Source organism: Vreelandella hamiltonii (genome assembly GCF_014651775.1).
Taxonomy (GTDB): Bacteria; Pseudomonadota; Gammaproteobacteria; order Pseudomonadales; family Halomonadaceae; genus Vreelandella; species Vreelandella hamiltonii.
This window is the reverse complement of the sequence record NZ_BMXN01000017.1, coordinates 33168-55794: the sequence shown is the minus strand read 5'-3', so window position 1 is coordinate 55794 and position 22627 is coordinate 33168. Positions and strand designations below refer to the sequence as shown.

Genomic DNA, 22627 nt, shown 5'->3' with positions numbered 1-22627 from the left:
TGCTGAACAAAAAAAGCCCGCCAGGGGGGTGGCGGGCATCAAAGGGCTTGGCTCACTGCAGCCCACTGACATCAGGTGAGGGGGTGTACGAGACAGTCAGTGGGTACAATTCGAGTATAGCTATTCTGGAATGTTTGCCAAGGGTTTGTGCAAATTTTTTGCTTTTTTTATGCTCGGTGTTTTAATTAGATAAATCTTGTACAACAATCCCGCGCTATTTCTCCGTCTTCTGTACCTCTTTTTCATGCTCTGTTTTGGTGCATTATGGGTTGCCCTATTTTGGTGCTTGCTCTGGCATCGCTTAGATCGTGTTTTAATCTTTTGATTTTATTTAATTAAAGCATCTTGGCATGCATTCTGCTTTGGTGGTTGTCTACCTTGGGTATTGATCTCAAAAGATGGCTACGTTGGGCTTTTGGGTGACCTGATTTCAGTTTGCAGAAGGTGCTGCCATGACCGAGTTCGCTAGTCCTGAACTACTTGATCCCGCGTTACAGCCGCGTTTGGTGGTCACTGATCTCGACGGTTCCTTGCTGGACCACCATAGCTATGATTTTTCGCCTGCCGCTCCCTGGCTTGCTCGTCTCAAGCAGCTGGGTGTCCCGGTGATTCCCGTGACCAGCAAAACTCGGGCAGAACTACTGCCGCTGCGTGAAGCCCTGGGGCTGACGGCGACGCCCTTCATTGCCGAAAACGGTGCCGTGATTGGCCTGCCGCCAGGCTGGTGCCATGCCAGCCTTGATCGGCCGGGTAGTGGGCCAGACGGCGTGGTCATCAAGCACACGGGGGTTGATATCCGCTTTATCCGTGCGCGGTTGGCCATCTGGAAGCAGCGCCTCAACCTGCGGTTTACGCCCATGGGAGAGATGGAGGTGGCGGAAGTCATCGCCAGAACCGGCCTGGACGAGCCTCGGGCCAAGGCGGCCAAACGGCGTGAGGGCAGCGAGCCGCTGATCTGGGAAGACGACGAGCGTGCCCTGGAGACCCTGCGCGAGGCGCTGGAGGGCGATGGTTTGACCATGACCCAGGGCGGGCGTTTTTGGCACGTCATGGCGCAGGCATCAGGCAAGGGGAGTGCGGTGACCTGGTTGATCCAGCGCTTTGCGGCGCTGCGCGGGCGCCAGCCGCTGGCGCTGGGGCTCGGCGATGGCCCCAACGACGTTACCATGCTGGAAGCCGTGGACCAGGCCGTGGTGATCAAGGGCTGCCATGACCTGATAGTGGCACCGCACAACCGGGCGTTGTATCGCACCCAGGCAACCGGGCCAGCCGGATGGGCCGAGGGGGTGGCTCACTGGTGGGGGCGAGACGACCGCCGATTAGCGGCGGACTCCCACCAGCAAGCGGCCACGGCTTAACCCAACGAGGAAGTGCCCATGAGTGATTTTCATCAGAATGGCGTCATCACCGATTTTCATAACCTGACCCGTCGCCCCGTGGAAGAGCTCGAGCGGGAGCTGTGCCAATTTGCCAAGCGCCGCCCCATGGGGCTGATTCTACCGTCGCTGTTTTCCGAGCTGGAAGGGCCTGCACTCTCGGCCATTGTGGACGAGCTGGCCAAAGTGCCGTATCTCAACGAAATCGTGATTGGACTGGACCGGGCCGATCGCGAACAATTTCTTTATGCCCGCGAGTTTTTCTCACGCTTGCCGCAGCACACCCGCATTCTATGGAACGATGGACCCCGGCTGCGTGAGCTGGATGCCGAGCTTGAACACCACGGGCTGGGAGCGTTGGAACCTGGCAAGGGGCGCAATGTGTGGTATTGCGCGGGCTATGTGCTGGCCTCCGGGCGCTCGACCGTGGTTGGGCTGCACGACTGCGACATTCTTACCTATGACCGTAGCCTGCTGGCGCGCTTGATGTACCCGGTGGCGCACCCACGCTTCAACTACAGCTTCTGCAAGGGGTACTACCCGCGCATCGCCGAAGGCAAGCTGAATGGCCGGGTGTCTCGCTTGATGGTAACGCCCCTGCTGCGAGCGCTGAAGACCGTGTGCGGCCCGCTACCGTATCTGGATTACCTGGACAGTTTCCGCTACCCGCTGTCGGGGGAGTTTGCCATGCGCAGCGACGTGCTGGAGGGCATTCGCATTCCTGCCGATTGGGGGCTGGAAATTGGCGTGCTCTCGGAGCTACAGCGCAACTACTCGCATCGCCAGCTGTGCCAGGTAGATATTGCCGATGCCTACGACCACAAGCACCAGCCAGTGAGCGAAGAGGATGCCAGCGGTGGCTTGAACCGCATGAGCCTGGATATTGCCAAGGCACTTTATCGCAAGCTGGCCACGCAAGGCGTCAGTTTTAGCAGCGAAGATTTCCGTACCTTGAAAGCCACCTACTATCGGTTGGCGCTGGACTTGATCGAGGCCTATGACCACGACGCCACCATGAATGGCCTGAGTCTGGACCGCCACTGCGAAGAGCAGGCGGTAGAGCTGTTTGCCAGCAACCTGCTGGAAGCTGGCAACCTGTTTCTGGACAACCCGCGTGAGCGTCCGTTCATTCCTAGCTGGAACCGGGTGCAGGCCGCTGTACCTGACCTGCTGACCCGGATGCACGAAGCGGTCGCGCTGGATAACCAGGGGGATGTGTAGGCCATGACGGCCTACGTTTGACGCCTAGAAATCGTCGCTGTGCGCCTGTGTGCTGGAAGGCGCCAGTGACAACGCCTTGGCTTGATGCCGTGACGCATTGAGCTTGAAGTTGCTGACCATCTGACGCAGCTGGGTGCTCAAATGCGCCAATTGCTGGGTAGCGTGGTTGCTCTGCTGCACCAGTCCGGCATTTTGCTGGGTCATCTGGTCCATCTGTGTCACGGCCTGGTTGACCTGCTCGATGCCGCTACTTTGTTCGATGGTGGCCGCAGAGATCTCCTGAACCAGCGTGCTGAGCTGTTGGATATCGCCTACCATGCCATTGATCACTTCGCCGGTGCTGCGCACTCGGCGGCTGCCTTCCACCACCTGGGCATCGGCATTTTCGATCAGCCCCTTGATCTCCTGAGCGGCAGAAGCGGAGCGGCTGGCCAGTTGGCGAACCTCATTGGCCACCACGGCAAAACCGCGACCCTGTTCCCCGGCGCGGGCGGCTTCCACGGAGGCATTCAGCGCCAGGATATTGGTCTGGAAGGCAATCGCATTGATCGTCTCGACGATGCTGCTCATGCGAGTGGCGCTTTCATTGATGGTGGCCATGGTGTCGATGACGGACGACATGGCGTCACTACCGCGTTGAGCGCTCTCAGCGGTTCGCGAGGCCAGGTTGCGGGCATGGTCGGCATGCTCAGCGTTCTGTTTTACCGTTGCGGTCAGCTGCTCCATGCTGGAGGCCGTTTCCGCCAGCGACGCAGCCTGCTCTTCGGTGCGCGTCGAGAGTTCTTCGTTGACGCCCACGATCTGCTCGACGCCGTTATTGACCTGGTCCGCGCCGTGATGGATATCGCTGATGGTGTCCGCCAGAGTTTCACGCATGCGGTTGATGTCGAACAGCAGGCTGCTGTGGTCACTGCTTTTCAGCGTGGCGGCCTGGGTCAGGTCGCCGTCGGCAATATGACGCACTACGCTGGCGGCATAGCGTGGGTCACCGCCCAGCCGACGAGCCACATCCCTGATCACCCAGCCCATCAGCAGCGTCACGGGTAGACCAATGATCAGCAGAATGACCGCCGAACGCACCAGCCCAGCGACAAAGGCAGCATCGATATCGTCCACATAGACACCCGCCGCCATGGACCAGCCCCATTCGGGTAAGTGGGCCACATAGCTCACCTTGGGCGATTGCTCTTCCCCCGAGATGCGTCGCGAGTAGTAGTCCACGTGGCCACCGCCCGCCTGGGCCACGTCACGCAGTACGCTGTAAAGGCGCATGCCGCTGGCGTCCTGGAAGTTGGTCATGTCTTCGCCACGGGGGCGGTTGGGGTGTGACACGATGGCCAGCTGGTTGTCGAACGCAAACACGTACTCGCCGTCACCGAAGCGTACGCTGGCAAGGTTGTCGATGGCCCGCTGCTGCGCTTCATCGACGCTCAGTTCACCGCTGGCGGCACGGGCCTGCAGATCGGCGAGCTGACCGTGAACGCTGTTGACGATGTATTGAATGCTATCGCGGCGTTCATTGGCGATGGTCTGGCGATTTTCCCACGCCAGCCAGCCCACCAAAAGCAGCATGGCCACCCAGATGATGCCCAGCGTGCTCCACAGTTTCTGTGTAGTAGTCAGGTTGTTCATGGCGTCCTTATATCGATTAGTTCAGTGAGTGAGCCCTCACTCCTATCGGCCATGAGGCGGCCTACCTTAGTCGAAAGGAGTGTTTTTAACTAAATTTTACAATTGATAATTCTAAAAGGTAATAAACATATAATATTTTGTGCGCTACACTGGGTGAAATGTCTAACGCATGCGGTCAACTGCTGGAGGTCCATCATGCAACGCCCCGTCGTCACGCCCTTTTTCGATGAGCCAACCAACACGTTCAGTTACGTGGTGAGAGACCCCGATGGCACCGCCTGCGCCATCATCGACTCCGTACTCGATTTTGATTACGCCGCTGGGCGAACCGATACCCGTTCAGCGGAGCAGATCATCTCGTTCGTGCGCCGTGAAGGGCTAAACGTGGCCTGGATACTGGAAACCCACGTTCATGCCGACCACCTTTCGGCGGCCCCCTACTTGCACGCTCAGCTGGGCGGCAAGACCGGCATTGGAGCGCACATCGTCGAGGTACAGGAGATCTTCGGCAAGGCCTTCAATGCGGGCACCGAGTTTGCTCGGGACGGTAGCCAGTTCGACGCGCTGTTCCAGGAGGGTGATACCTTCATGATTGGAGCCCTGGAAGCCAGCGTGCTGCATACGCCTGGCCACACCCCCGCCTGTTTGACCTATGTGGTGGGGGATGCCGCGTTTGTCGGCGATACGCTGTTCATGCCCGACTACGGCACCGCCCGCTGTGATTTTCCCGGTGGCGATGCCCGCACTCTCTATCGTTCGATTCAGAAAGTGCTGGCCCTGCCTGACACGACACGGCTGTTTCTGTGCCACGACTACAAGGCCCCGGGGCGTGACGTGTACCAGCACGAAACCAGCGTTGCCGAGCAGCGCCAGGCCAACGTTCATGTGCATGAGGGCATCAGTGAAGACGCCTTCGTGCGTATGCGCACTGAGCGAGATGCCACCCTAGGCATGCCTCGGCTGATCATCCCGTCGGTGCAAGTCAACATGCGGGCTGGGGAGCTGCCCCCCGAGGAAGACAACGGTCAGGTGTATCTCAAGGTGCCGCTCAATCGTTTCTGAATCTTTTCAACCCACGCAATACAAGGAGCAAACGGTGGACGTAATGGCAAGCCTGCAAGGGCTGGTGGGGGGCGTGTTGATTGGGCTCTCTGCCGTTTGGTTGATGGGGGCGCTGGGGCGTGTTGCTGGCATCAGCGGGATCATCGGAGGGCTGGTGCTTCAGCGGCCCAAGGGCGATAGCGCCTGGCGGGTGGCTTTTTTGGCGGGCCTGGTCAGCGGCCCGCTGCTGGTCATGGCGCTGGGCGGAGGCCTGGGCAATGTGGCTGGCAGCCCCGGTGAGGTGATTGGCGCGCCTGCCGGTGGCGTTGCGTTGATGCTGTTGGCAGGCCTGCTGGTGGGGTTGGGCACCGGGCTGGGCAGCGGCTGCACCAGCGGCCACGGCGTATGTGGTTTGGCGCGTTTGGCGCCGCGTTCCATGGCGGCCACGGGCATGTTTCTGGTGACCGCCATCGCCACCGTGTATGTGGTGCGTCATGTCATTGGGGGTGGCGTATGAGCCGGGCCGCGTTGAAAACGGCAGCGGGCTACGTGGCAGGGCTGCTGTTTGGACTGGGGCTAGCTATTTCCGGCATGACCGACCCGGCGAGGGTGCTGGGGTTTCTGGACATCGCGGGCGCCTGGGACCCCACGCTGATGTTCGTGCTGGGGGGTGCGGTGTGCACCACGTTTGTCGGTTACCGGCTGGTGTTTGCTCGGGGGCAGCCGCTGTTGGCCGGTGGCTTTCAAATGCCCACGCGCCAGGAGCTGGATGGCAAGCTGCTGGGCGGTGCGGCGCTGTTTGGTGTGGGCTGGGGGCTTTCCGGCTACTGCCCGGGGCCTGCCATTGCTTCTCTGGGCGGCGTCACGCTGCCGTTACTGGCCATGTTGGCGGCCATGGTGCTGGGCTGGTGGGGGGCTGCACGCCTGTCTCGCTAGCACCACCGAACCAACGCGGCATGTTGTCGCCCTTGCCCCTGTCGGCAGGGGCGTTTTTTTTGATCTGAGGCAAGGGTTTTCGACCGGCGCTTAACGCTCGGTTAATACGCTTTTGTCATGCTGCTTCCATAACAAGGAAACCGCTATGCACGTCCTATTGATTGAAGATGACCCGCTGGTGGCGTCGGGTATTCGCGCCGGACTGATGATGTATCACTTTGTGGTCGAGCACGTGACGTCGTTACAGGCAGCGCGGCAGGCCATGCAGAGTGTCGCCAGCGACGTGGTCATCCTCGACCGTGGGTTACCGGATGGCGATGGCTTGACCCTGCTGCAAGCCTGGCGTGACGAAGGGGTCACCACGCCGGTGCTGGTGCTCACGGCCAGAGATGCCGTGCGTGACCGGGTGGATGGGCTGCAAACCGGTGCTGACGACTACCTGATCAAACCCTTCGACCTGGATGAGCTGGTCGCGCGCCTGCATGCGCTGTTGCGGCGTGTGGCAGGACGCAGCCAGGGCTTGACCGTGCACGGCACCCTGACCCTGGATCCGGCTGCTCGAGAAGTGAGAGTTGCCGATCACCTGGTTGCCCTGTCACGTCGTGAACTGGTGCTGCTGGAAGCTTTCCTGCATGCGCCGCGCAGCGTGCTTTCCGCCGACCAGCTCAAGGATAGCCTGTATGGCTTGAGCGACGATGTCGAAAGCAACGCGCTCAATGTGCACATTCACCACCTGCGGCGCAAATTGGGCAGCGGCATCATCGAAACCGTGCGTGGGTTGGGGTATCGGTTGGGCAAGCCCGAGGCGGTCCAGGTGCCCGGCCAGCGGCCCAAGGGGCAGCGATGAGCCTGCGCGCACGGCTACTGTTGACGCTGGGCATCACGCTGGTGCTGCTCTGGGGCGTGGCTGCCGCGTGGCTGTTGAACGATTTACAGGCGTCTTTCGTGCGCACCCTCGACCAGCGGCTGGCCCAGTCGGCGCGCATGGTGGCTGGGCTGGTCCATCAGCTGCCGCCAGAGGTGTGGGAGCAGAACATGACCGCCGCACTTTCCATTCCGCCCATTGAAGGGCTGGCCTGCCAGGTGCACTCGCCGCGTGGTGAGATCATTGCACGCACCCACGCCAATATGGAGGCCGTGTTGGCTCCCGGCCAGCACGGCCATAGCTACCGTCAGGAAGGGGAGACCACCTGGCGTGTGTTCACCTACGAGCGAGGTGGGCTGATCATCACCACGGCAGACCGCATGGATGAGCGCAACCTGCTGCTGGGCGGCATCGTGCGGGTGGCTGTGGTGCCGTTCGTGGTGGCGCTGGTGGGTAGCCTGGTCGCCCTGTGGATTGGGGTATGGCGTGGGCTGGCGCCACTGTCACGTTTGCGCGCCTCCCTGGCCAGCCGCCATCCGGAAGCGCTGGCGCCGGTGTCTACCTATGGTGTGCCCAAGGAGATCAAGCCGCTGATCGACACGCTCAATGGGCTGCTGGTGCGTGTTCAACAGACGCTGGTGCGCGAGCAGCGCTTCACCAACGATGCCGCCCATGAGCTGCGTACGCCGCTAACGGCTATCAAGACCCACCTTCAAGTGGCGCAGCGGGCAGAAGGCCTGCTGGCACGCGAAGCCTTGAGCCACGCCGAAGAAGGCGTGGTGCGGCTGGCCGATACGCTGGATCAGCTGCTCACCCTGGCCCGGGTGGAAGGGCGCATGCGTTTCGACGATGGCGAACCCTGCAGCGTCGTTCCGGTGGTCGAGCTGGCCGTCACCGATAGCGTGGTCGACCCATCACAGTGCCGCGTGCCTGAGGCATTGCCCGATGTGCAGCTGGCCATGCCTCGTGAGCTGGCGATTACCGCGCTGCGCAATTTGCTGGACAACGCCGTGCGCCATGGGCCTGCCAACGCGCTGATTCACCTGAGCGTGCAGCGTTTGGGTGGTCGGGTCACGTTCACCGTGGGCGACGAGGGGCCTGGGGTGGATGACGCCACGCTGAAGCAGCTAACGCAACGATTCTGGCGGGCCAGCAAGCACCAGGGCAGTGGCCTAGGGCTGGCCATCGTGGCCGCCATCGCCGAGCGCTTTGGCGGCAGCGTTCACTTTGCCAATGCACCCACCGGAGGTTTCCTGGCCCACCTCACGGTGCCCGAAGTGCTACCACCACACGCGTCATCACCAACAACGCCGTTACTGCAAGACCCAACATAACAAGCAATGCCAAGGGGGAAGAATGCCATACATCCAATCGACGCACGTCGGCCTGCTGGCGGGGGCCTGCCTGCTGGCAAGTGCTGCCATGGCCCCGGCGGGAGACCCGGAACGGGGGCAAACCGCCGCCGCCACCTGTGTTGCCTGCCACCAGGCAGACGGCAGCGGCATGAACATTCCGGGCGGCGAGTCCTGGCCGCGCCTGGCGGGGCTGGATGCCGACTATCTGGCCAAGCAACTGCACGACTTTCAGTCCGGTGAGCGGCAAAACGCCACCATGCTGACCTTTGCCAACATGCTCAATGACCAGCAAATCGCCGATGTGGCTGCCTATTACAGCCAACTGCCCGCGACACCAGGCCAAGGCGGCGATGTGGAAGATAGCCTGCTGGCGCGTGGCCAGCAGCTGGCCGAACGTGGCGACTGGAATGCCTACATCGTGTCGTGCCAAAGCTGCCATGGGCCCGGCGGCTACGGAGTGGGCAGCGACTTTCCCGGGATCGCCGGGCAGCATGCAGGCTATATCAGTGCCCAATTGCACGCATGGAAAAACGATACCCGTCATAACGATCCACAACACCTGATGGGCGCCGTGGCCAAGCGCATGAACGATGACGACATTGCCGCCGTCTCGGCCTGGTACGCCGCTCAACCCTCTCAACGCGACCAGGAGGCTAGCCAATGATGACGCGTCCAACGACCTTGACGTTCACCTTGTCGGGCGGCCTGCTGGCCTCGGCAGCCGCGCTGGCGCTCTATGCAGGCGCGGTGTCGGCCCAGCAGCCGCGTGCCGATGACGCCCTGGACATGCTGGTCCACGAGCCGCCCACCATGGACGACCTGGAAGCCTCCGATCTGCACCCGGAGCTCAAGAAAGTCATTCGCTACGGCTACGACCTGTTCACGGATACCCAGCAGCTGCGCGGTGAGTACGTGTACAACGATATGAACTGCTCCAGCTGCCACCTGGGAGAAGGGCGCGTGCCGTTCAGCGCGCCGGTATGGGCCGCCGCCATCACGCTACCGGATTTTCGTGGCAAGAATCAGCACGTCAACAATCTGGAAGAGCGCATTGCCGGATGTTTTGCCTACTCCATGAACGGCACACCGCCGGCGTATGGCAGCGATGAAATGCTGGCGTTGAGCGCCTACCACCAGTGGCTGGCCACGGGGGCGCCCATGTACCCCGACAAGCCCATCTATGGGCGCGGCTTTCCAGCCCCCGAGCATGAAGAAGCGCCCAGCTATGCCCGAGGGGAAACGGCCTACCTCGAAAATTGCGCCCTGTGCCATCAGTCCGACGGCTCAGGCCACTACGAAAACGGAGAATACGTCTTCCCACCGCCCTGGGGCGATGGCTCCAACAACTGGGGGGCCGGCATTGTTCGGGTAGAAACCATGGCAGGCTTCATCTATCAGAATATGCCGCTGGGCCAGCCACGCTCGCTCACCGGCCAGCAAGCCTGGGACATCGCCTACTACATCAATAGCCAGGAGCGCCCCCAGGACCCACGCTACACCGGCGATATCGCCGAAACCGCCGAGCGCTTCGGCCCCACCTTCCACAACCGTTCGCTCTACGGCCACACCCGTGAGCATGACGGCCACGTCCTCGGCGACCACGACAACTACGGCGAAAACGGTAACATCCAACCCTGGAACGTCGGCGCCCCGCGTTTTCAGCACCTTTCGGAGGAGTAGCGGCTGTGAGGTGGGCAGCGGCTGCCCGTAACGATGAGGCCGCCGCCACGTTCGGTGGCTCCATCGGCAACGCTGGCGCGTTGCTTCGCGGGTGCGCTCCGCTTACGCCGCGCTACGGGTACATCGCCAACATTGAGTATGGGGGCACGGGCACGGATATCCCCGTAGCGCGGCGTAACGATTGAGCGAGAGCAACGAGCGAGTGAGGCACCCGCGGAGGCGGCGCCAGCCGCCCTGATGGTGCCACAGCACCCACAGCATCCTCGAATGACAACATGCCACCGCCACCCCCGGCGCCCTCATCGGCAACGCTTTCCGCGTTGCTTCGCGGGTGCGCTCCGCTTACGCCGCGCTACGGTATGTCGCCAACATCACTCCCAATACGTCACCACGTCAAATCGCGGCACCCCTGTAGCGCGGCGTAACGATTGAGCGAGAGCAACGAGCGAAAGAGGCACCCGCGGAGGCGACGCCAGCCGCCCCGATGGCGCCACAGCACCCGCAGCATCCTCGAATGACAACATGCCACCGCCACCCCCGGTGCCCTCATCGGCAACGCTCTCGCGTTGCTTCGCGGGTGCGCTCCGCTTACGCCGCGCTACGGTATGCGCCCACATCACCCCAATACGTCACCACGTCAAATCGCGGCACCCCCGTAGCGCGGCGTAACGATTGAGCGAGAGCAACGAGCGAAAGAGGCACCCGCGGAGGCGGCGCCAGCCGCCCTGATGGCGCCACAGCACCCACAGCATCCTCGAATGACAACATGCCACCGCCACCCCCGGTGCCCTCATCGGCAACGCTCCGCGTTGCTTCGCGGGTGCGCTCCGCTTACGCCGCGCTACGGTATGCGCCCACATCACCCCAATACGTCACCACGTCAAATCGCGGCACCCCCGTAGCGCGGCGTAACGATTGAGCGAGAGCAACGAGCGAAAGAGGCACCCGCGGAGGCGGCGCCAGCCGCCCTGATGGCGCCACAGCACCCACAGCATCCTCGAATGACAACATGCCACCGCCACCCCCGGTGCCCTCATCGGCAACGCTCCGCGTTGCTTCGCGGGTGCGCTCCGCTTACGCCGCGCTACGGTATGCGCCCACATCACCCCAATACGTCACCACGTCAAATCGCGGCACCCCCGTAGCGCGGCGTAACGATTGAGCGAGAGCAACGAGCGAAAGAGGCACCCGCGGAGGCGACGCCAGCCGCCCCGATGGCGCCACAGCACCCGCAGCATCCTCGAATGACAACATGCCACCGCCACCCCCGGTGCCCTCATCGGCAACGCTCTCGCGTTGCTTCGCGGGTGCGCTCCGCTTACGCCGCGCTACGGTATGCGCCCACATCACCCCAATACGTCACCACGTCAAATCGCGGCACCCCCGTAGCGCGGCGTAACGATTGAGCGAGAGCAACGAGCGAAAGAGGCACCCGCGGAGGCGGCGCCAGCCGCCCCGATGGTGCCACAGCACCCACAGTATCCTCGAATGACAACATGCCACCAGCCACCCCCGGCGCCCTCATCGGCAACGCTCTCCGCGTTGCTTCGCGGGTGCGCTCCGCTTACGCCGCGCTACGGGTACATCGCCAACATTGGGTATGGGGGCACGGGCAACGGATATCCCCGTAGCGCGGCGTAACGATTGAGCGAGAGCAACGAGCGAAAGAGGCACCCGCGGAGGCGGCGCCAGCCGCCCTGATGGCGCCACAGCACCCACAGCATCCTCGAATGACAACATGCCACCGCCACCCCCGGTGCCCTCATCGGCAACGCTCCGCGTTGCTTCGCGGGTGCGCTCCGCTTACGCCGCGCTACGGTATGCGCCCACATCACCCCAATACGTCACCACGTCAAATCGCGGCACCCCCGTAGCGCGGCGTAACGATTGAGCGAGAGCAACGAGCGAAAGGCACCCGCGGAGGCGGCGCCAGCCGCCCTGATGGTGCCACAGCACCCACAGCATCCTCGAATGACAAAGAGCCACAGCCACGTTGGGCTTGGCGGCTAGTCTGGCCTCCATGCTTACGGTGCTTCGCTGCCCATCATGTCCAGAAGGCGGGCTTCGTTGGGCATGCCCTGGATGCGGTCGATGCGTAGCAGGCCTGTGTCGGTTTCGCGTTGGTAGGCGCTGGTGGGGGTGGCGTACAGTCCCAGCTCATCGAAAAGCTGGTTATTGGCATAGACCTGTTCTTCGATATCGCGAGGTTGCGCACTGGCGCTCAGGGATTCGCCTTCGCTATGGCGGTGCAGGGCCTCGGCGGGGTCGTCGGCACCGAGGAGGGTGGCGGCGAGGGCGGGGCTGTTTGGCGCCAGAATGCCTACCATGATGTGGCGCAACTGAACTTCACCGGCTTCCACCCAAGGGCGCGTCTGTTGCCATAGCTGGCGGCAGTAAGGGCAGTTGGCGTCGGTGAAGGTGTAAATCACGCGGGGGGCGTCCGGGTTGCCGTCCTGAATCCAATGGCTCTCTTCCAACAGTTGCCAGGTCTCGGCTTCGAGAGGGACGCGCACATGTTCGTCCAGCTGCGCTTCGGTCAGGTCATTGCCCGCGCTGTCCATCAGTGTGCCGACAATGGCGTGTTCGCCGTCGGCGGTCAGGTAGATGGCCATGTCCTGGCCTTGCACGCTGGCGCCGTAGCCGCGCATGCCGCCGGGGGCCTCGAACTGCCCGTGAATGCTGATGCCCTGGTCGGCCAGGGCCTGCACCGGGGCGGGTAGAGCATCGGCCTGGCTGGTAATGGCAAAGCCGCTCAGCGCAGCCAGCAGGGTCAGACGGCCCGTCTGAATGGGAAACATCCGTTGCATCACTTTATCCTCAAATAGGCCGCACTCGCGGCAGCGGGTAACTCATGATCACGCTGTAGAAGGCTCAACGAATACGTGATAGCCCATCGTTCAGGGTGGCCCGGGAAAGCTCGCCAAAGTGGGTGCTGACCAATTGGCCCTGGGCATCATAATAAAGCGTGGTGGGCATGGCGTGGGCACCTGTCACTTGACCCAGCGCATTGCGCGGGTCTTGCCAGACGTTGTCGAGCTGAAAGCCATGTTCTGCCATGAAGCGGTTGATCTGTGGAAGACTCTCCCCCTGATTGACGAACACGAACGTCACGTCCTGCTCCTGCTGCTGAGCCGCTTCGAAGACCGGCATTTCGCGAATGCAGGGCGGGCACCAGCTGGCCCACAGGTTCACTACCATGGGTTGGCCCTGTTGCTGAGCCAGCTCCGGGAGGCTGATGGGGGTGTCTTCCAGGGTGCTGAGTGGGGTGGTGGGTAGCGGCCGGGTCTGCTGTTCGATGAGCAGGGTGCTGCCCAGCGTGACGCCCCACACCAGACCGCCGGTGAGCATGGCCGCGCCCAGCGGCGCGCGTTGACGCGGCGAGCGCCACAGTGCCCAGACGCCATACCCCATCCCGGCCAATGCACCGGCCAGCAGGTCAAAGCCACCGTCACGAATATCCAGCCGCGCGAGCAGGCCGTCGTATTCCCCCCAGTAACGCACGGCGAATACCAGCCTGGCCGCCAGCAGGGCGACCATCAGCAGGGTAAACAGGGTATCGCTGACCGAAACCTGCTGGCGCCTGCCCAGCAGGGCGCCTACCAACAGGGCGAGTAAGAAGGCAAAACCGATGATCAACTGATGCAGGCTGAACCCCATGGGGCCAATGGCCAGGCTTTGTTGCAACATAAACGCTCACGTATCCACCGTCGAATTGGATGGACAGTGTCGCAGGACAGGATTATTAAAGGATTATCTTGTTCTGTCCTGAGACGTTATGTCGCAAGGCGTCAGGCGTTAGCCACCAGCCAGAGCACGGCATAGGGAGGCAGGGATGTCGGCGGGTGAGGCGAAGACGAGGTATCCAGCGGCTGCCAGGCGTGCTGCTGCAGTCGCTGAGTCAATGCCTCGCCGCCCTGGTCGAGGGCTATGCGGCGATCGGTGACGTTGAACAGGGCCAGCAAGCGTCGGCCATCGGCCAGCGGGCCGCGCTCGATGGCCAGCAGCTCTGCCGGTGTGCTGATGACCTGCTGGGGCACGTTGGGGTGAAAGCAGGGCTCCTGACGGCGAAGGTCCAACAGCCGACGCAGGGCATGGAAGACATCGTGGGTCGGGGTAGAGGGGCTTTCCAGCAGCAGCTCCAGTTCGTCCAGCGGCCAGCGACGCCGGTTGATGGAGCGCAGCCGCCCGCTGCGCTCGACGCCTTCGACATCGTTGAGCGTGCCGGTCAAGGTGTGCAGGTAGAGCGCAGGAATGCCTTGCAGGCTGAGCATGATGGCCTGACTGCACAGGAAGCGCGCAATTTGCCAAGGGTCGGGGCCGCGCCGGGTACCGCGCATGGCCTCGAACCAGGTGATATTGATTTCGTAGGGCGTGTCGCTGCCGTCCGGGTTGCTGCGCATGCTGACGAAGCCACCGAAGCGGTGCATCAGCTCCAGCAGGGCGTCCCGTTCGTGGTCCGGCAGCAGGCCCTCCAGCGGGCGCACCCCGATGCCGTCGTGGCTGGCGGTAAAGTTGAGGTAAGTACAGTGTTCAGGCAGCACCGGCAGGCTGGCTAGCCAGCCTTGCAGGGTGCTGGCCTCCCCACGGGTGAGGGTGTGCAGCAGCAGCGGGGGCAGCGCGAACTGGTACACCATGTGCGCTTCGTCCGGCGGGCCTTCCGCCAGGCGTTCGAGGCCGAAATAGCTGATGTTTTCGGCATGGGGCACGTTGGTTTCGGTGATGATCAAGGTGCCGGGGGCGATTTCATCGACGATGGCGCGTAGCAGGCGCACCACGGTATGGGTTTCGGGCAGGTGAATACAGGCCGTGCCCAGCCGCTTCCACAAGAATGCCACGGCATCGAGGCGGATGATCCTCACTCCCTGCTGCAGGTAAAACAGCAGGATGCCGACGAATTCCAGCAGGACATCCGGGTTCTCGAAATTCAGATCGATCTGGTCTTCCGAAAACGTGGCCCACAGGTGGCGTGTGCCCCGGCGGGTGGAGACAGGCACGAGCAGCGGGCTACTGCGGGGCCGCGTGACCTGGGAAACATCGGTGTCAGGGTCCACCTCGATAAAGTAGTCCCGCCCCGGCAGGCTGCCGGTCAGGTAATCCACGAACCACAGCGATTCACGGGAAACATGGTTGAGCACCAGGTCGCCCATCACGTCATAGTGGCTGGCCAGGTCACGGATATGCGACCAGTCTCCCAGTTCGGGGTTGACCTCCCGGTAATGGATGACCGAAAAACCGTCGTCGCTGCTCCAGGGGAAGAAGGGCAGCACGTGCACCCCGCTGATCGTCTCGCCCAGGTGGCGCTGCAGAAAGTGGTTCAGTACGCCCAGTGGGGGCGTGCCGTCTGCCACGATGGAGTCACCATAGCTGATGACCCACTGATCCTTTTCGCTCCATGCTGGTGCAATGCCGCTCTGCTCAGCAGATAAAGGCGCCGCTGGAAGCAGCGGTCGGAAGTGGGCCAGATGCTGTTCGAGGCGCCGCTGTACTTCCCCTGCGCGCTCGCCGTACAGGTGGGTCAAGTAACGCTGTAGCCTGAGCTCAAATGCCGTCATGGGTGCCTCCTTTCAATCAACCTTCGACAAACGCTGCAGCTTGTGTGCCAAATCGTTACAATATAGGAGAATACTGTGCGAAATGACGTACAAGTCATGAGTACGCCTGCTTTTGCAGGCACGACAAGCGGTAGTGGGATGGTTTACCCAATGACCCCTGAAGGGTTCTTAAAATAGCTTACAAAACAAGAGATAGCAGGCGGCCCGTTGGCACGGCTGGTATCTACGGGGCTGACACGCTGAGCGCACTTGAGGGTGCGTGCCGACAATAGGTTGACTGCCATGCATTGTCCTTTTTGTGGTGCAAACGATACGCGAGTAACGGATTCACGCCTGGTGGCCGACGGTGACCAGGTGCGTCGCCGACGCCAGTGTGCAAGCTGCCATGAGCGCTTCACGACCTATGAAACGGCGGAGCTGATCATGCCCAGGGTGGTGAAGTCGGATGGCTCGCGGGAGACCTTCAGCGAGGCTAAATTACGAGCTGGCATGCTGCGGGCGTTGGAAAAGCGCCCGGTCAGCGCGGAAGCCATCGAAGCCGCCGTGGAGCGTATCCGCCAATCCCTGCGCGCCCGCGGTGATCGCGAGGTGAATGCCCGTGACGTGGGCGAGGCCGTCATGCAGGCGCTACGCAGCCTGGATCAGGTGGCGTATATTCGCTTTGCGTCGGTGTATCGTAAGTTTCAGGATCTGGACGAGTTTCGGGCTGAAATCGACCGGCTGTCTCAGGAACCTGCTCAAGAGCCTGGCGATGACGCTGCCAGTGGGCCCGCGTCGAAAGAGGCTGAAGGATGAGCCTGTTCTCTGTTGCAGACCACCGTTTCATGGCCCGCGCCCTGAAACTGGCCCGCCAGGGCCTGTATACCACTGACCCCAATCCCCGCGTGGGGTGCGTCATCGTCCGCTACGATCGTTCGGCCGAAGGGCAGGTCGTGGGCGAAGGCTACCACTTACGCGCCGGTGAGCCTCATGCCGAAGTGCATGCGTTGGCAGCCGCAGGGGAACAGGCCCTTGGCGCCACGGCCTATGTGACGCTGGAGCCCTGTTCCCATACCGGGCGTACCGGCCCCTGTGCCGTGGCGCTGGCCAATGCCGGTGTAGGGCGCGTGGTAGTGGCCATGGGGGACCCCAATCCGCAAGTGAGTGGGCGGGGGATAGAGCATTTGAGAGCTGCCGGTATCGAGGTTCACGTGGGCCTGCTTGAGCAGGATGCACGGGCGCTCAATCCCGGGTTCGTGTTGCGCATGCAGTCACGGCGTCCGTTCGTGCGCTTGAAAATGGCGATGAGCCTGGATGGTCGAACGGCCATGGGCTCAGGGGAGTCGCAGTGGATCACTGGCCCGCAGGCGCGCACCCAGGTGCAGCGCCTGCGGGCACGCTCCAGCGCGATTCTCAGTGGCGTGGAGTCCATGATCATGGACGATGCGCGGCTGACGTTGCGGCCCGAACAACTGGCGCTACCCCAGGCCGAAGAGATCGTGCTGCGCCAACCGCTGCGGGTCATTCTGGATTCTCGGTTGCGGCTGCCGCTGGCGGCGGCCTGCCTGCGTGAGCCGGGGCGCACGCTGATCATCACCACCGAGCAGCACAGCCCCGACAAGCGTCAGCGACTGGAAGCGGCTGGTGCCGAGATTCAGGTGTTGCCCAGCGACGCCGGGGGGCGCGTCGAGCTTGCTGACATGCTGCGCTGGTTAGCCGATAATGAGCAGGTAAACGAACTATTGGTAGAGACCGGTGCGACGCTGGCCGGGGCACTGCTGGACGCGCAACTGGTCGATGAGTTGCAGCTGTTCGTCGCGCCTACACTACTCGGGGGCGATGCCCGGCCGCTGTTCGAGTTGCCGGGGATCACCCGAATGGCGGATCAAAAGCGCCTGGTGATCAAGGAGTTTCGCCAGGTAGGCCAGGACTGGCAGATTATCGCGACCCCCCGGGGCGACTAGCGCAAGCGGCCATAGCAAGGTACCCTGACGCCCGAAATCGCATCCCATGCGACCACTTTTTTTGGAGATTCCATGGCGCACTCCGCTTCTGAGGGCCTGTCCCCTATCGCCGAGCTGGTGGAAGACATTCGCCAGGGCAAAATGGTGATCCTCATGGACGATGAGGATCGCGAAAACGAAGGCGATATCATCATGGCGGCCGAACTGGTCAAGCCAGAGCATATCAACTTCATGGCGCGCTACGCCTGCGGTCTGATCTGCATGCCCATGACCCGAGAACGCTGCGAGCAGCTTAACCTGCCGCTCATGGTGCGCGACAACGGGTCTGGTTTTGGCACCAAGTTCACGCTGTCCATCGAGGCGACCGAAGGCGTGACCACCGGCATCTCTGCCGCGGACCGCGCACGCACGGTGCAGGCCGCCGCTGCGCCCAATGCCAAGCCCACGGATATCGTGCAGCCCGGCCATATCTTTCCGCTGATGGCCGAGCCGGGCGGCGTACTGCGCCGGGCAGGCCACACCGAAGCGGCCTGCGATCTGGCGGCGCTGGCAGGGCTCGACCCCAGCGGCGTGATCTGTGAAATCATGAACGACGATGGCAGCATGGCGCGTCGCCCCGAGCTGGAAGCCTTCGCCAAGGCCCACGGTATCAAGATCGGCACCATTGCCGATTTGATCCACTACCGGATCGTCAACGAACAGACGGTCGACGCCATCGAGACCAGTCGTGTGTCCACGGTGCATGGCGAGCTGGCGCTGCATGTGTTCCGTGACCGTATCCAGGGGGCTCACCACCTGGCGCTGGTGAAAGGCCAGCCCACCGCCGAGCAGCCCACCACGGTTCGTGTACACTTGGCCGATACGCTGCGCGACGTGCTGGGGCTGATGAAAGGCGAGCAGTGCCGCTGGGATGCCCACCGTGCCCTGCGTGAAATCGCCGAAGCGCCCGCCGGTGTGTTCGTCCTGATCGATGACGGGCGCCCACATCAGGATCTGAAAGACCAGCTGGACATCTTCCTGGATCGGGTACGCCAGCCGCGTACCAACGATTCGGACGGTGCCGGCAACTATTTAACCATTGGTACGGGTTCGCAAATTCTGCGCCATCTGGGCGTCGGCAAGATGCGGCTACTCAGCTCCCCGTGGAAATTCTCGGCGCTTTCCGGGTTCGATCTTGAAGTGGTCGAGCGTCTGGGGCCCAATGACACGGCGTATGAGCCCACTACTCAGCAGGAATAAATCGATGCAATCCCTTTCGCAAGTTGAAGGCACTTTTGTCGACGTCGATGGCCGTTATGTCATCGTGGTGGGGCGATTCAACCATCACGTGGTCGATAGCCTGGTAGAAGGCGCGGTGGATAGCCTGACCCGCCACGGCGTCGATGCCGAGCAAATCCATATCGTTCACGTGCCGGGTGCCTGGGAACTGCCGTTGGCGGTCAAGCGTGTGCTCAGCGTCATGAAGCCGGATGCCGTCATCGCGTTGGGCGCGGTCATTCGTGGCGGCACGCCGCATTTCGAGTACGTGGCGGGCGGCTGCAACACGGCCATCAATCACCTGCAGCTGGAATTCGACACGCCGGTCGCCAATGGCGTGCTGACCGTGGAATCCATTGAACAGGCCATCGAACGAGCGGGCACCAAAGCAGGCAATAAAGGCACCGAAGCCGCCATGGCCGCCATGGAAATGGTTTCGCTGCTGCGCGCGCTGCCCGCAGGAGATACCCAATGAGCGAGCGACGTGAGCGCAAGTCCTCTGCGGCACAGCAGGGACGCCACGCCGCAAGGGAGTTGGCGGTACAAGGGTTATATCAATGGCACATGACCGGCAAGTCGATCTCGACCATCGAGGCCGAGTTTCGTAGCCAGAAGGCGGACGACGACCTGGAAGACCACGAGAACTGGGTCAAGGTCATGGAAATCGCCGACAAAGCGCTGTTTCATGAGCTGCTGCACAACACGGTCCGCTTCAAAGCCGAGCTGGATCGTGACATTGCACCGCTGCTGGATCGTCGTCTGGAAGACCTGGACGCGGTAGAGCTGGCCATTCTGCGGCTGGGCGCTTACGAGCTCTCGCGCCGCATGGAAGTGCCTTACCGCGTGGTCATTAACGAAGGCGTTGAGCTGGCAAAATCGTTTGGCGCCACCGACGGCCATAAGTACGTGAATGGCATTCTCGACAAGCTGGCCAACCGCTTGCGAAGTGCCGAAGTCAGCGCCCGCCGCTTGTAAGCGGGCGACCTGATCAAGCGTTTAAGGGGCCTTTGTGCTTGCCGAATTTGATTTGATTCGACGTTTCTTCATGTCGCCGCAGGAGGCGAAAGCGACGGATGGCGTTGCCCTGGGATGCGGCGATGACGCCACCTTACTGCTGCCCCAAGCGGGGCAGCAGCTCGTGGTCAGTGTGGACACCTCCGTGGTGGACGTGCACTTTCCCCATGATGCGCCTGCTCATGCGGTCGGCCATCGCGCCTTGGCCGTGGCGCTCAGCGACCTGGCGGCCATGGGGGCACGCTCCCGCTGGTGCTTGATGGCGCTGACCCTCGACCAGCGTGCGTTCCCCGGCAGTGCGGCCGCCGAGGCGTGGCTATCGGGCTATGCCGATGGCTTTCATGACCTGTGCCGTCGGCACGAGACTACGCTGGCGGGGGGCGATGTCACTGCAGGAGCGCTAAGCATTGCCGTGACGGTGATGGGCGAAGTGCCCTCCGGTGAAGCATTGACCCGCTCCGGGGCTCGTGTCGGCGATGTGATTGCCGTCACGGGCGCGCTGGGCGGTGGTGCGGGCGGGCTAGCGCTGTGGCAACAGGGTGAAAGAGACATGCAGCACCCGTTGCTCCAGCGCTATCTGTTGCCCCAGCCGCGCCTGGCAGCAGGCATGGCCCTGCGTGGCCTGGCCAGCGCGGCGCTGGATATCTCCGATGGCCTGCTGGCGGATCTCACGCATCTTTGTGAAGCTTCCCAAGTGGGGGCTGCGCTGGAGGCAGAGCAACTGCCGCTGGCGGAAGGGCTGGAAGCCTGTCTGGGCGCGCAAGCAGCCCAGCGCGCAGCGCTTTCCGGAGGCGACGACTACGAGCTGCTGGTCACGCTGCCCCCGTCGCACGTTTCCCTGGCCAGGCAACGGCTGGCAGAGCAGGGGATCGCGCTCAGCGTGATTGGCCAGTGCACCGATACGCCTGGCATCACCGGCGTGGCGCCGTTGGCCGAGTCTGGCTGGCAGCACTTTCGTGGGGGTGTCCAATGAACCGTGCACCGGCCAGCGTCTGGCGACGCCCCACTCACTTCTTCGCCTTTGGCCTGGGGAGTGGCACCGTGCCCTGGGCGCCGGGCACCTTCGGCACGCTGGCGGCGATTCCCTTCTATTGGATGATGGCGGACCTGCCGCTGGTCTGGTATCTCAGTATCGTGTTCGTAGCCTTCATCGTCGGTGTCTGGCTATGCGATAAAACTTCCCATGACCTGGGGGTACACGACCACTCCGGCATCGTCTGGGACGAGTTCGTCGGTTACTGGATCACCATGGCCGCCGTGCCCTTTTCCTGGGAAGCGGCCATCTGGGGGTTCATCGTCTTTCGTATTTTCGATGTGTTCAAGCCCTGGCCCATCCGTTGGGCCGACCGCCGAGTGGCGGGGGGCTTTGGCATCATGATCGACGACGTCATGGCAGGCATCTACGCCTGGAGTACCATGCACTTATGGTTCTGGCTCCACTAGTCGACGCCCGATAGCAGGCGCTGCGCTTTGTCAGGAGGCCATACAAGGAGATAGCATGCGCAAGGAACGTCTGATCGTGCCTATCCTCTCGGTGATTGCCGTGATATGGATGGTCGCGCAACTGCTATCGAGCATCCTGTTCGAACGGAGCCTGCGTCAGGCGCTGGAAGACCTGGAAGCCCGAGGTGAATGGCGGGTAGAGCGCCTGGATAGCCGTCAGGGCTGGTTGACCTCCCGTGGTCAGCTCGTGCTGTCGCCCTTGCTGGGCCGCCCCTGGCGGCTGGAGTTGACCTACCACGCCCGCCACGGCCTGCTCTCTACCGATGTGCAGGGCACGCTGTTGCCTCGCCTGGACAGCGTGCTGCAAAAAGCCGTGGGCGATGTATCTGCCCCTTCCGTGCCGCGTTGGCAGGGTCGCTATCAGACGCTGAGTGGTCGCACCGAGCTGCGTTTGGCGCTGGCCCCCTTCGTGATCCAGCAGAATGGTCGGGAACTGGATGTTCGGGGCGCTCGGGTTCGCCTGGAAGGCATGTTTGGCGATTGGCGCCTGCGGGGGTTGTTCGACCAGTTGACGCTGACCGATGGCTTGTCTCAATTGATACTGGGGCCCACCACCCTGGAAAGCCGCTATACCTACATCGACGATGCCTACCATTTCACCCAGCGTGACCACCTGCGCATCGACCGCCTGTCGATGCACTACCCTGCCTACGATATCCAGATCACCCCGCTGGATATCTACAGCCAGATGACGCTGGATGAAACCGAGCTGAGCATTCAGGGAGAGCTGGTGCTGGGCGAGGTGCTGGTGCCCAGCGAAGCGCCGGAGACACCGCTGCTGAGCGGCCGTGTCGCGGCCGAACTGTCGCGGCTGAACGGTGATGCCGTGCGACAGGTGATCCGTCGGCTGCGCCAGGAAGCTGCCTGGGGAGATACCGCGCTGCCCATGGCCGAAGGGCTGCTGGCGCGCCTGGAACCTGATCTGCTGCAAGTATTGAGCGACTCTCCACGGCTCGATGTCACCACCATCGAACTCGATAGCCCGCTGCTCGGCCTGCAAGTTGCCGCAGACGGGGCGCTGTTTTTCGACGGACGACAGCTGGATAGATTGCGCGTCGTCTCGCTGGACAAGCCCGAGGAGCAAGCGCGCTGGCGGGCACGTATCGACGGCGACTTCATCTGGCACGACGCCCCTACCGTAGCGGCCCTGTGGCTGGGGTTGCCCCTCGGTACCCGGGAGCTGCAGTTCGACGTGGTGCGCGGCGTCTGGCGCATCAATGGTCGTCCCATGCCGACACTGTGGCCGTAACGT

The 22627-nt window shown here is 62.6% G+C and carries 21 protein-coding genes; 17 read left to right on the top strand and 4 right to left on the bottom strand.

The window, feature by feature from the left end; translation table 11 throughout:
* Positions 1–452 precede the first annotated feature (452 nt).
* Both IE091_RS13535 and IE091_RS13530 read left to right on the top strand, forming a co-directional pair.
* The gene (locus IE091_RS13535) at positions 453–1358 is read left to right on the top strand and encodes an HAD-IIB family hydrolase (protein ID WP_189463879.1); all 906 of its coding nucleotides are present in this window, start codon (positions 453–455) and stop codon (positions 1356–1358) included.
* Between the two features lie 18 nt (positions 1359–1376).
* Positions 1377–2597 (top strand): glycosyltransferase family protein, encoded by a 1221-nt coding sequence (locus tag IE091_RS13530; protein WP_081193615.1) that lies wholly within the window; start codon positions 1377–1379, stop codon positions 2595–2597.
* A gap of 24 nt (positions 2598–2621) precedes the next feature.
* Here IE091_RS13530 and IE091_RS13525 read toward each other — a convergent pair whose 3' ends face one another.
* Positions 2622–4229, bottom strand: a complete 1608-nt coding sequence (locus IE091_RS13525; RefSeq protein ID WP_189463878.1) for a methyl-accepting chemotaxis protein — start codon at positions 4227–4229, stop codon at positions 2622–2624.
* Between the two features lie 195 nt (positions 4230–4424).
* Here IE091_RS13525 and IE091_RS13520 point away from each other — a divergent pair, with 195 nt between their 5' ends.
* From IE091_RS13520 to IE091_RS13490, 7 genes are all read left to right on the top strand, one after another.
* The gene (locus tag IE091_RS13520; protein ID WP_189463877.1) at positions 4425–5291 is read left to right on the top strand and encodes an MBL fold metallo-hydrolase; all 867 of its coding nucleotides are present in this window, start codon (positions 4425–4427) and stop codon (positions 5289–5291) included.
* A 34-nt stretch (positions 5292–5325) separates the two neighbouring features.
* The gene (locus tag IE091_RS13515; RefSeq protein ID WP_084123833.1) at positions 5326–5787 is read left to right on the top strand and encodes a YeeE/YedE family protein; all 462 of its coding nucleotides are present in this window, start codon (positions 5326–5328) and stop codon (positions 5785–5787) included.
* Positions 5784–6206, top strand: a complete 423-nt coding sequence (locus tag IE091_RS13510) for a DUF6691 family protein (protein ID WP_189463876.1) — start codon at positions 5784–5786, stop codon at positions 6204–6206. Before IE091_RS13515 ends, IE091_RS13510 begins: the two co-directional genes overlap by 4 nt.
* 145 nt (positions 6207–6351) lie before the next feature.
* Positions 6352–7053, top strand: coding sequence for a response regulator (locus IE091_RS13505; protein ID WP_016913284.1), 702 nt, complete (start codon positions 6352–6354; stop codon positions 7051–7053).
* Positions 7050–8405, top strand: a complete 1356-nt coding sequence (locus IE091_RS13500; RefSeq protein WP_189463875.1) for an ATP-binding protein — start codon at positions 7050–7052, stop codon at positions 8403–8405. The genes IE091_RS13505 and IE091_RS13500 overlap by 4 nt, the downstream gene beginning before the upstream one ends.
* A 22-nt stretch (positions 8406–8427) precedes the next feature.
* On the top strand, positions 8428–9090 hold the full coding sequence (locus IE091_RS13495) for a c-type cytochrome (RefSeq protein WP_189463874.1): 663 nt from the start codon (positions 8428–8430) through the stop codon (positions 9088–9090).
* Positions 9087–10106, top strand: coding sequence for a c-type cytochrome (locus tag IE091_RS13490; RefSeq protein WP_016913287.1), 1020 nt, complete (start codon positions 9087–9089; stop codon positions 10104–10106). Before IE091_RS13495 ends, IE091_RS13490 begins: the two co-directional genes overlap by 4 nt.
* A gap of 2024 nt (positions 10107–12130) precedes the next feature.
* On the opposite strand, the gene dsbG is transcribed toward IE091_RS13490, so the two are convergent.
* From dsbG to IE091_RS13475, 3 genes are all read right to left on the bottom strand, one after another.
* Positions 12131–12913 carry a thiol:disulfide interchange protein DsbG gene (gene dsbG / locus IE091_RS13485; protein WP_189463873.1) on the bottom strand — a complete coding sequence of 261 codons (783 nt, stop codon included), beginning with the start codon at positions 12911–12913 and terminating at the stop codon, positions 12131–12133.
* A 64-nt stretch (positions 12914–12977) separates the two neighbouring features.
* Positions 12978–13793, bottom strand: coding sequence for a TlpA family protein disulfide reductase (locus IE091_RS13480; protein WP_189463872.1), 816 nt, complete (start codon positions 13791–13793; stop codon positions 12978–12980).
* Between the two features lie 101 nt (positions 13794–13894).
* Entirely contained in the window at positions 13895–15658 is a 1764-nt protein-coding gene (locus IE091_RS13475; protein ID WP_189463871.1) for a sugar phosphorylase, read from the bottom strand.
* Between the two features lie 282 nt (positions 15659–15940).
* Here IE091_RS13475 and nrdR point away from each other — a divergent pair, with 282 nt between their 5' ends.
* The 8 genes from nrdR (at position 15941) to IE091_RS13435 (ending at position 22624) form a co-directional block, all read left to right on the top strand.
* A complete protein-coding gene (gene nrdR, locus IE091_RS13470; RefSeq protein ID WP_040460675.1) occupies positions 15941–16453 on the top strand; it encodes a transcriptional regulator NrdR in 513 nt (170 codons plus the stop codon).
* Positions 16450–17601, top strand: a complete 1152-nt coding sequence (ribD, locus tag IE091_RS13465) for a bifunctional diaminohydroxyphosphoribosylaminopyrimidine deaminase/5-amino-6-(5-phosphoribosylamino)uracil reductase RibD (RefSeq protein ID WP_016913292.1) — start codon at positions 16450–16452, stop codon at positions 17599–17601. The genes nrdR and ribD overlap by 4 nt, the downstream gene beginning before the upstream one ends.
* Positions 17602–17673: 72 nt before the next feature.
* Complete coding sequence (gene ribBA / locus IE091_RS13460) at positions 17674–18840, top strand: bifunctional 3,4-dihydroxy-2-butanone-4-phosphate synthase/GTP cyclohydrolase II (protein WP_016913293.1); 1167 nt, start codon at positions 17674–17676, stop codon at positions 18838–18840.
* A 4-nt stretch (positions 18841–18844) separates the two neighbouring features.
* Positions 18845–19333 carry a 6,7-dimethyl-8-ribityllumazine synthase gene (ribH, locus tag IE091_RS13455; RefSeq protein WP_016913294.1) on the top strand — a complete coding sequence of 163 codons (489 nt, stop codon included), beginning with the start codon at positions 18845–18847 and terminating at the stop codon, positions 19331–19333.
* Positions 19330–19833, top strand: a complete 504-nt coding sequence (gene nusB, locus IE091_RS13450) for a transcription antitermination factor NusB (RefSeq protein ID WP_016913295.1) — start codon at positions 19330–19332, stop codon at positions 19831–19833. Before ribH ends, nusB begins: the two co-directional genes overlap by 4 nt.
* Positions 19834–19867: 34 nt before the next feature.
* A complete protein-coding gene (thiL, locus tag IE091_RS13445; RefSeq protein WP_189463870.1) occupies positions 19868–20845 on the top strand; it encodes a thiamine-phosphate kinase in 978 nt (325 codons plus the stop codon).
* Positions 20842–21315 carry a phosphatidylglycerophosphatase A family protein gene (locus tag IE091_RS13440; RefSeq protein WP_039183688.1) on the top strand — a complete coding sequence of 158 codons (474 nt, stop codon included), beginning with the start codon at positions 20842–20844 and terminating at the stop codon, positions 21313–21315. The genes thiL and IE091_RS13440 overlap by 4 nt, the downstream gene beginning before the upstream one ends.
* 55 nt (positions 21316–21370) lie before the next feature.
* Positions 21371–22624 (top strand): DUF945 family protein, encoded by a 1254-nt coding sequence (locus IE091_RS13435; RefSeq protein WP_189463869.1) that lies wholly within the window; start codon positions 21371–21373, stop codon positions 22622–22624.
* The last annotated feature ends 3 nt before the right edge of the window (positions 22625–22627 follow it).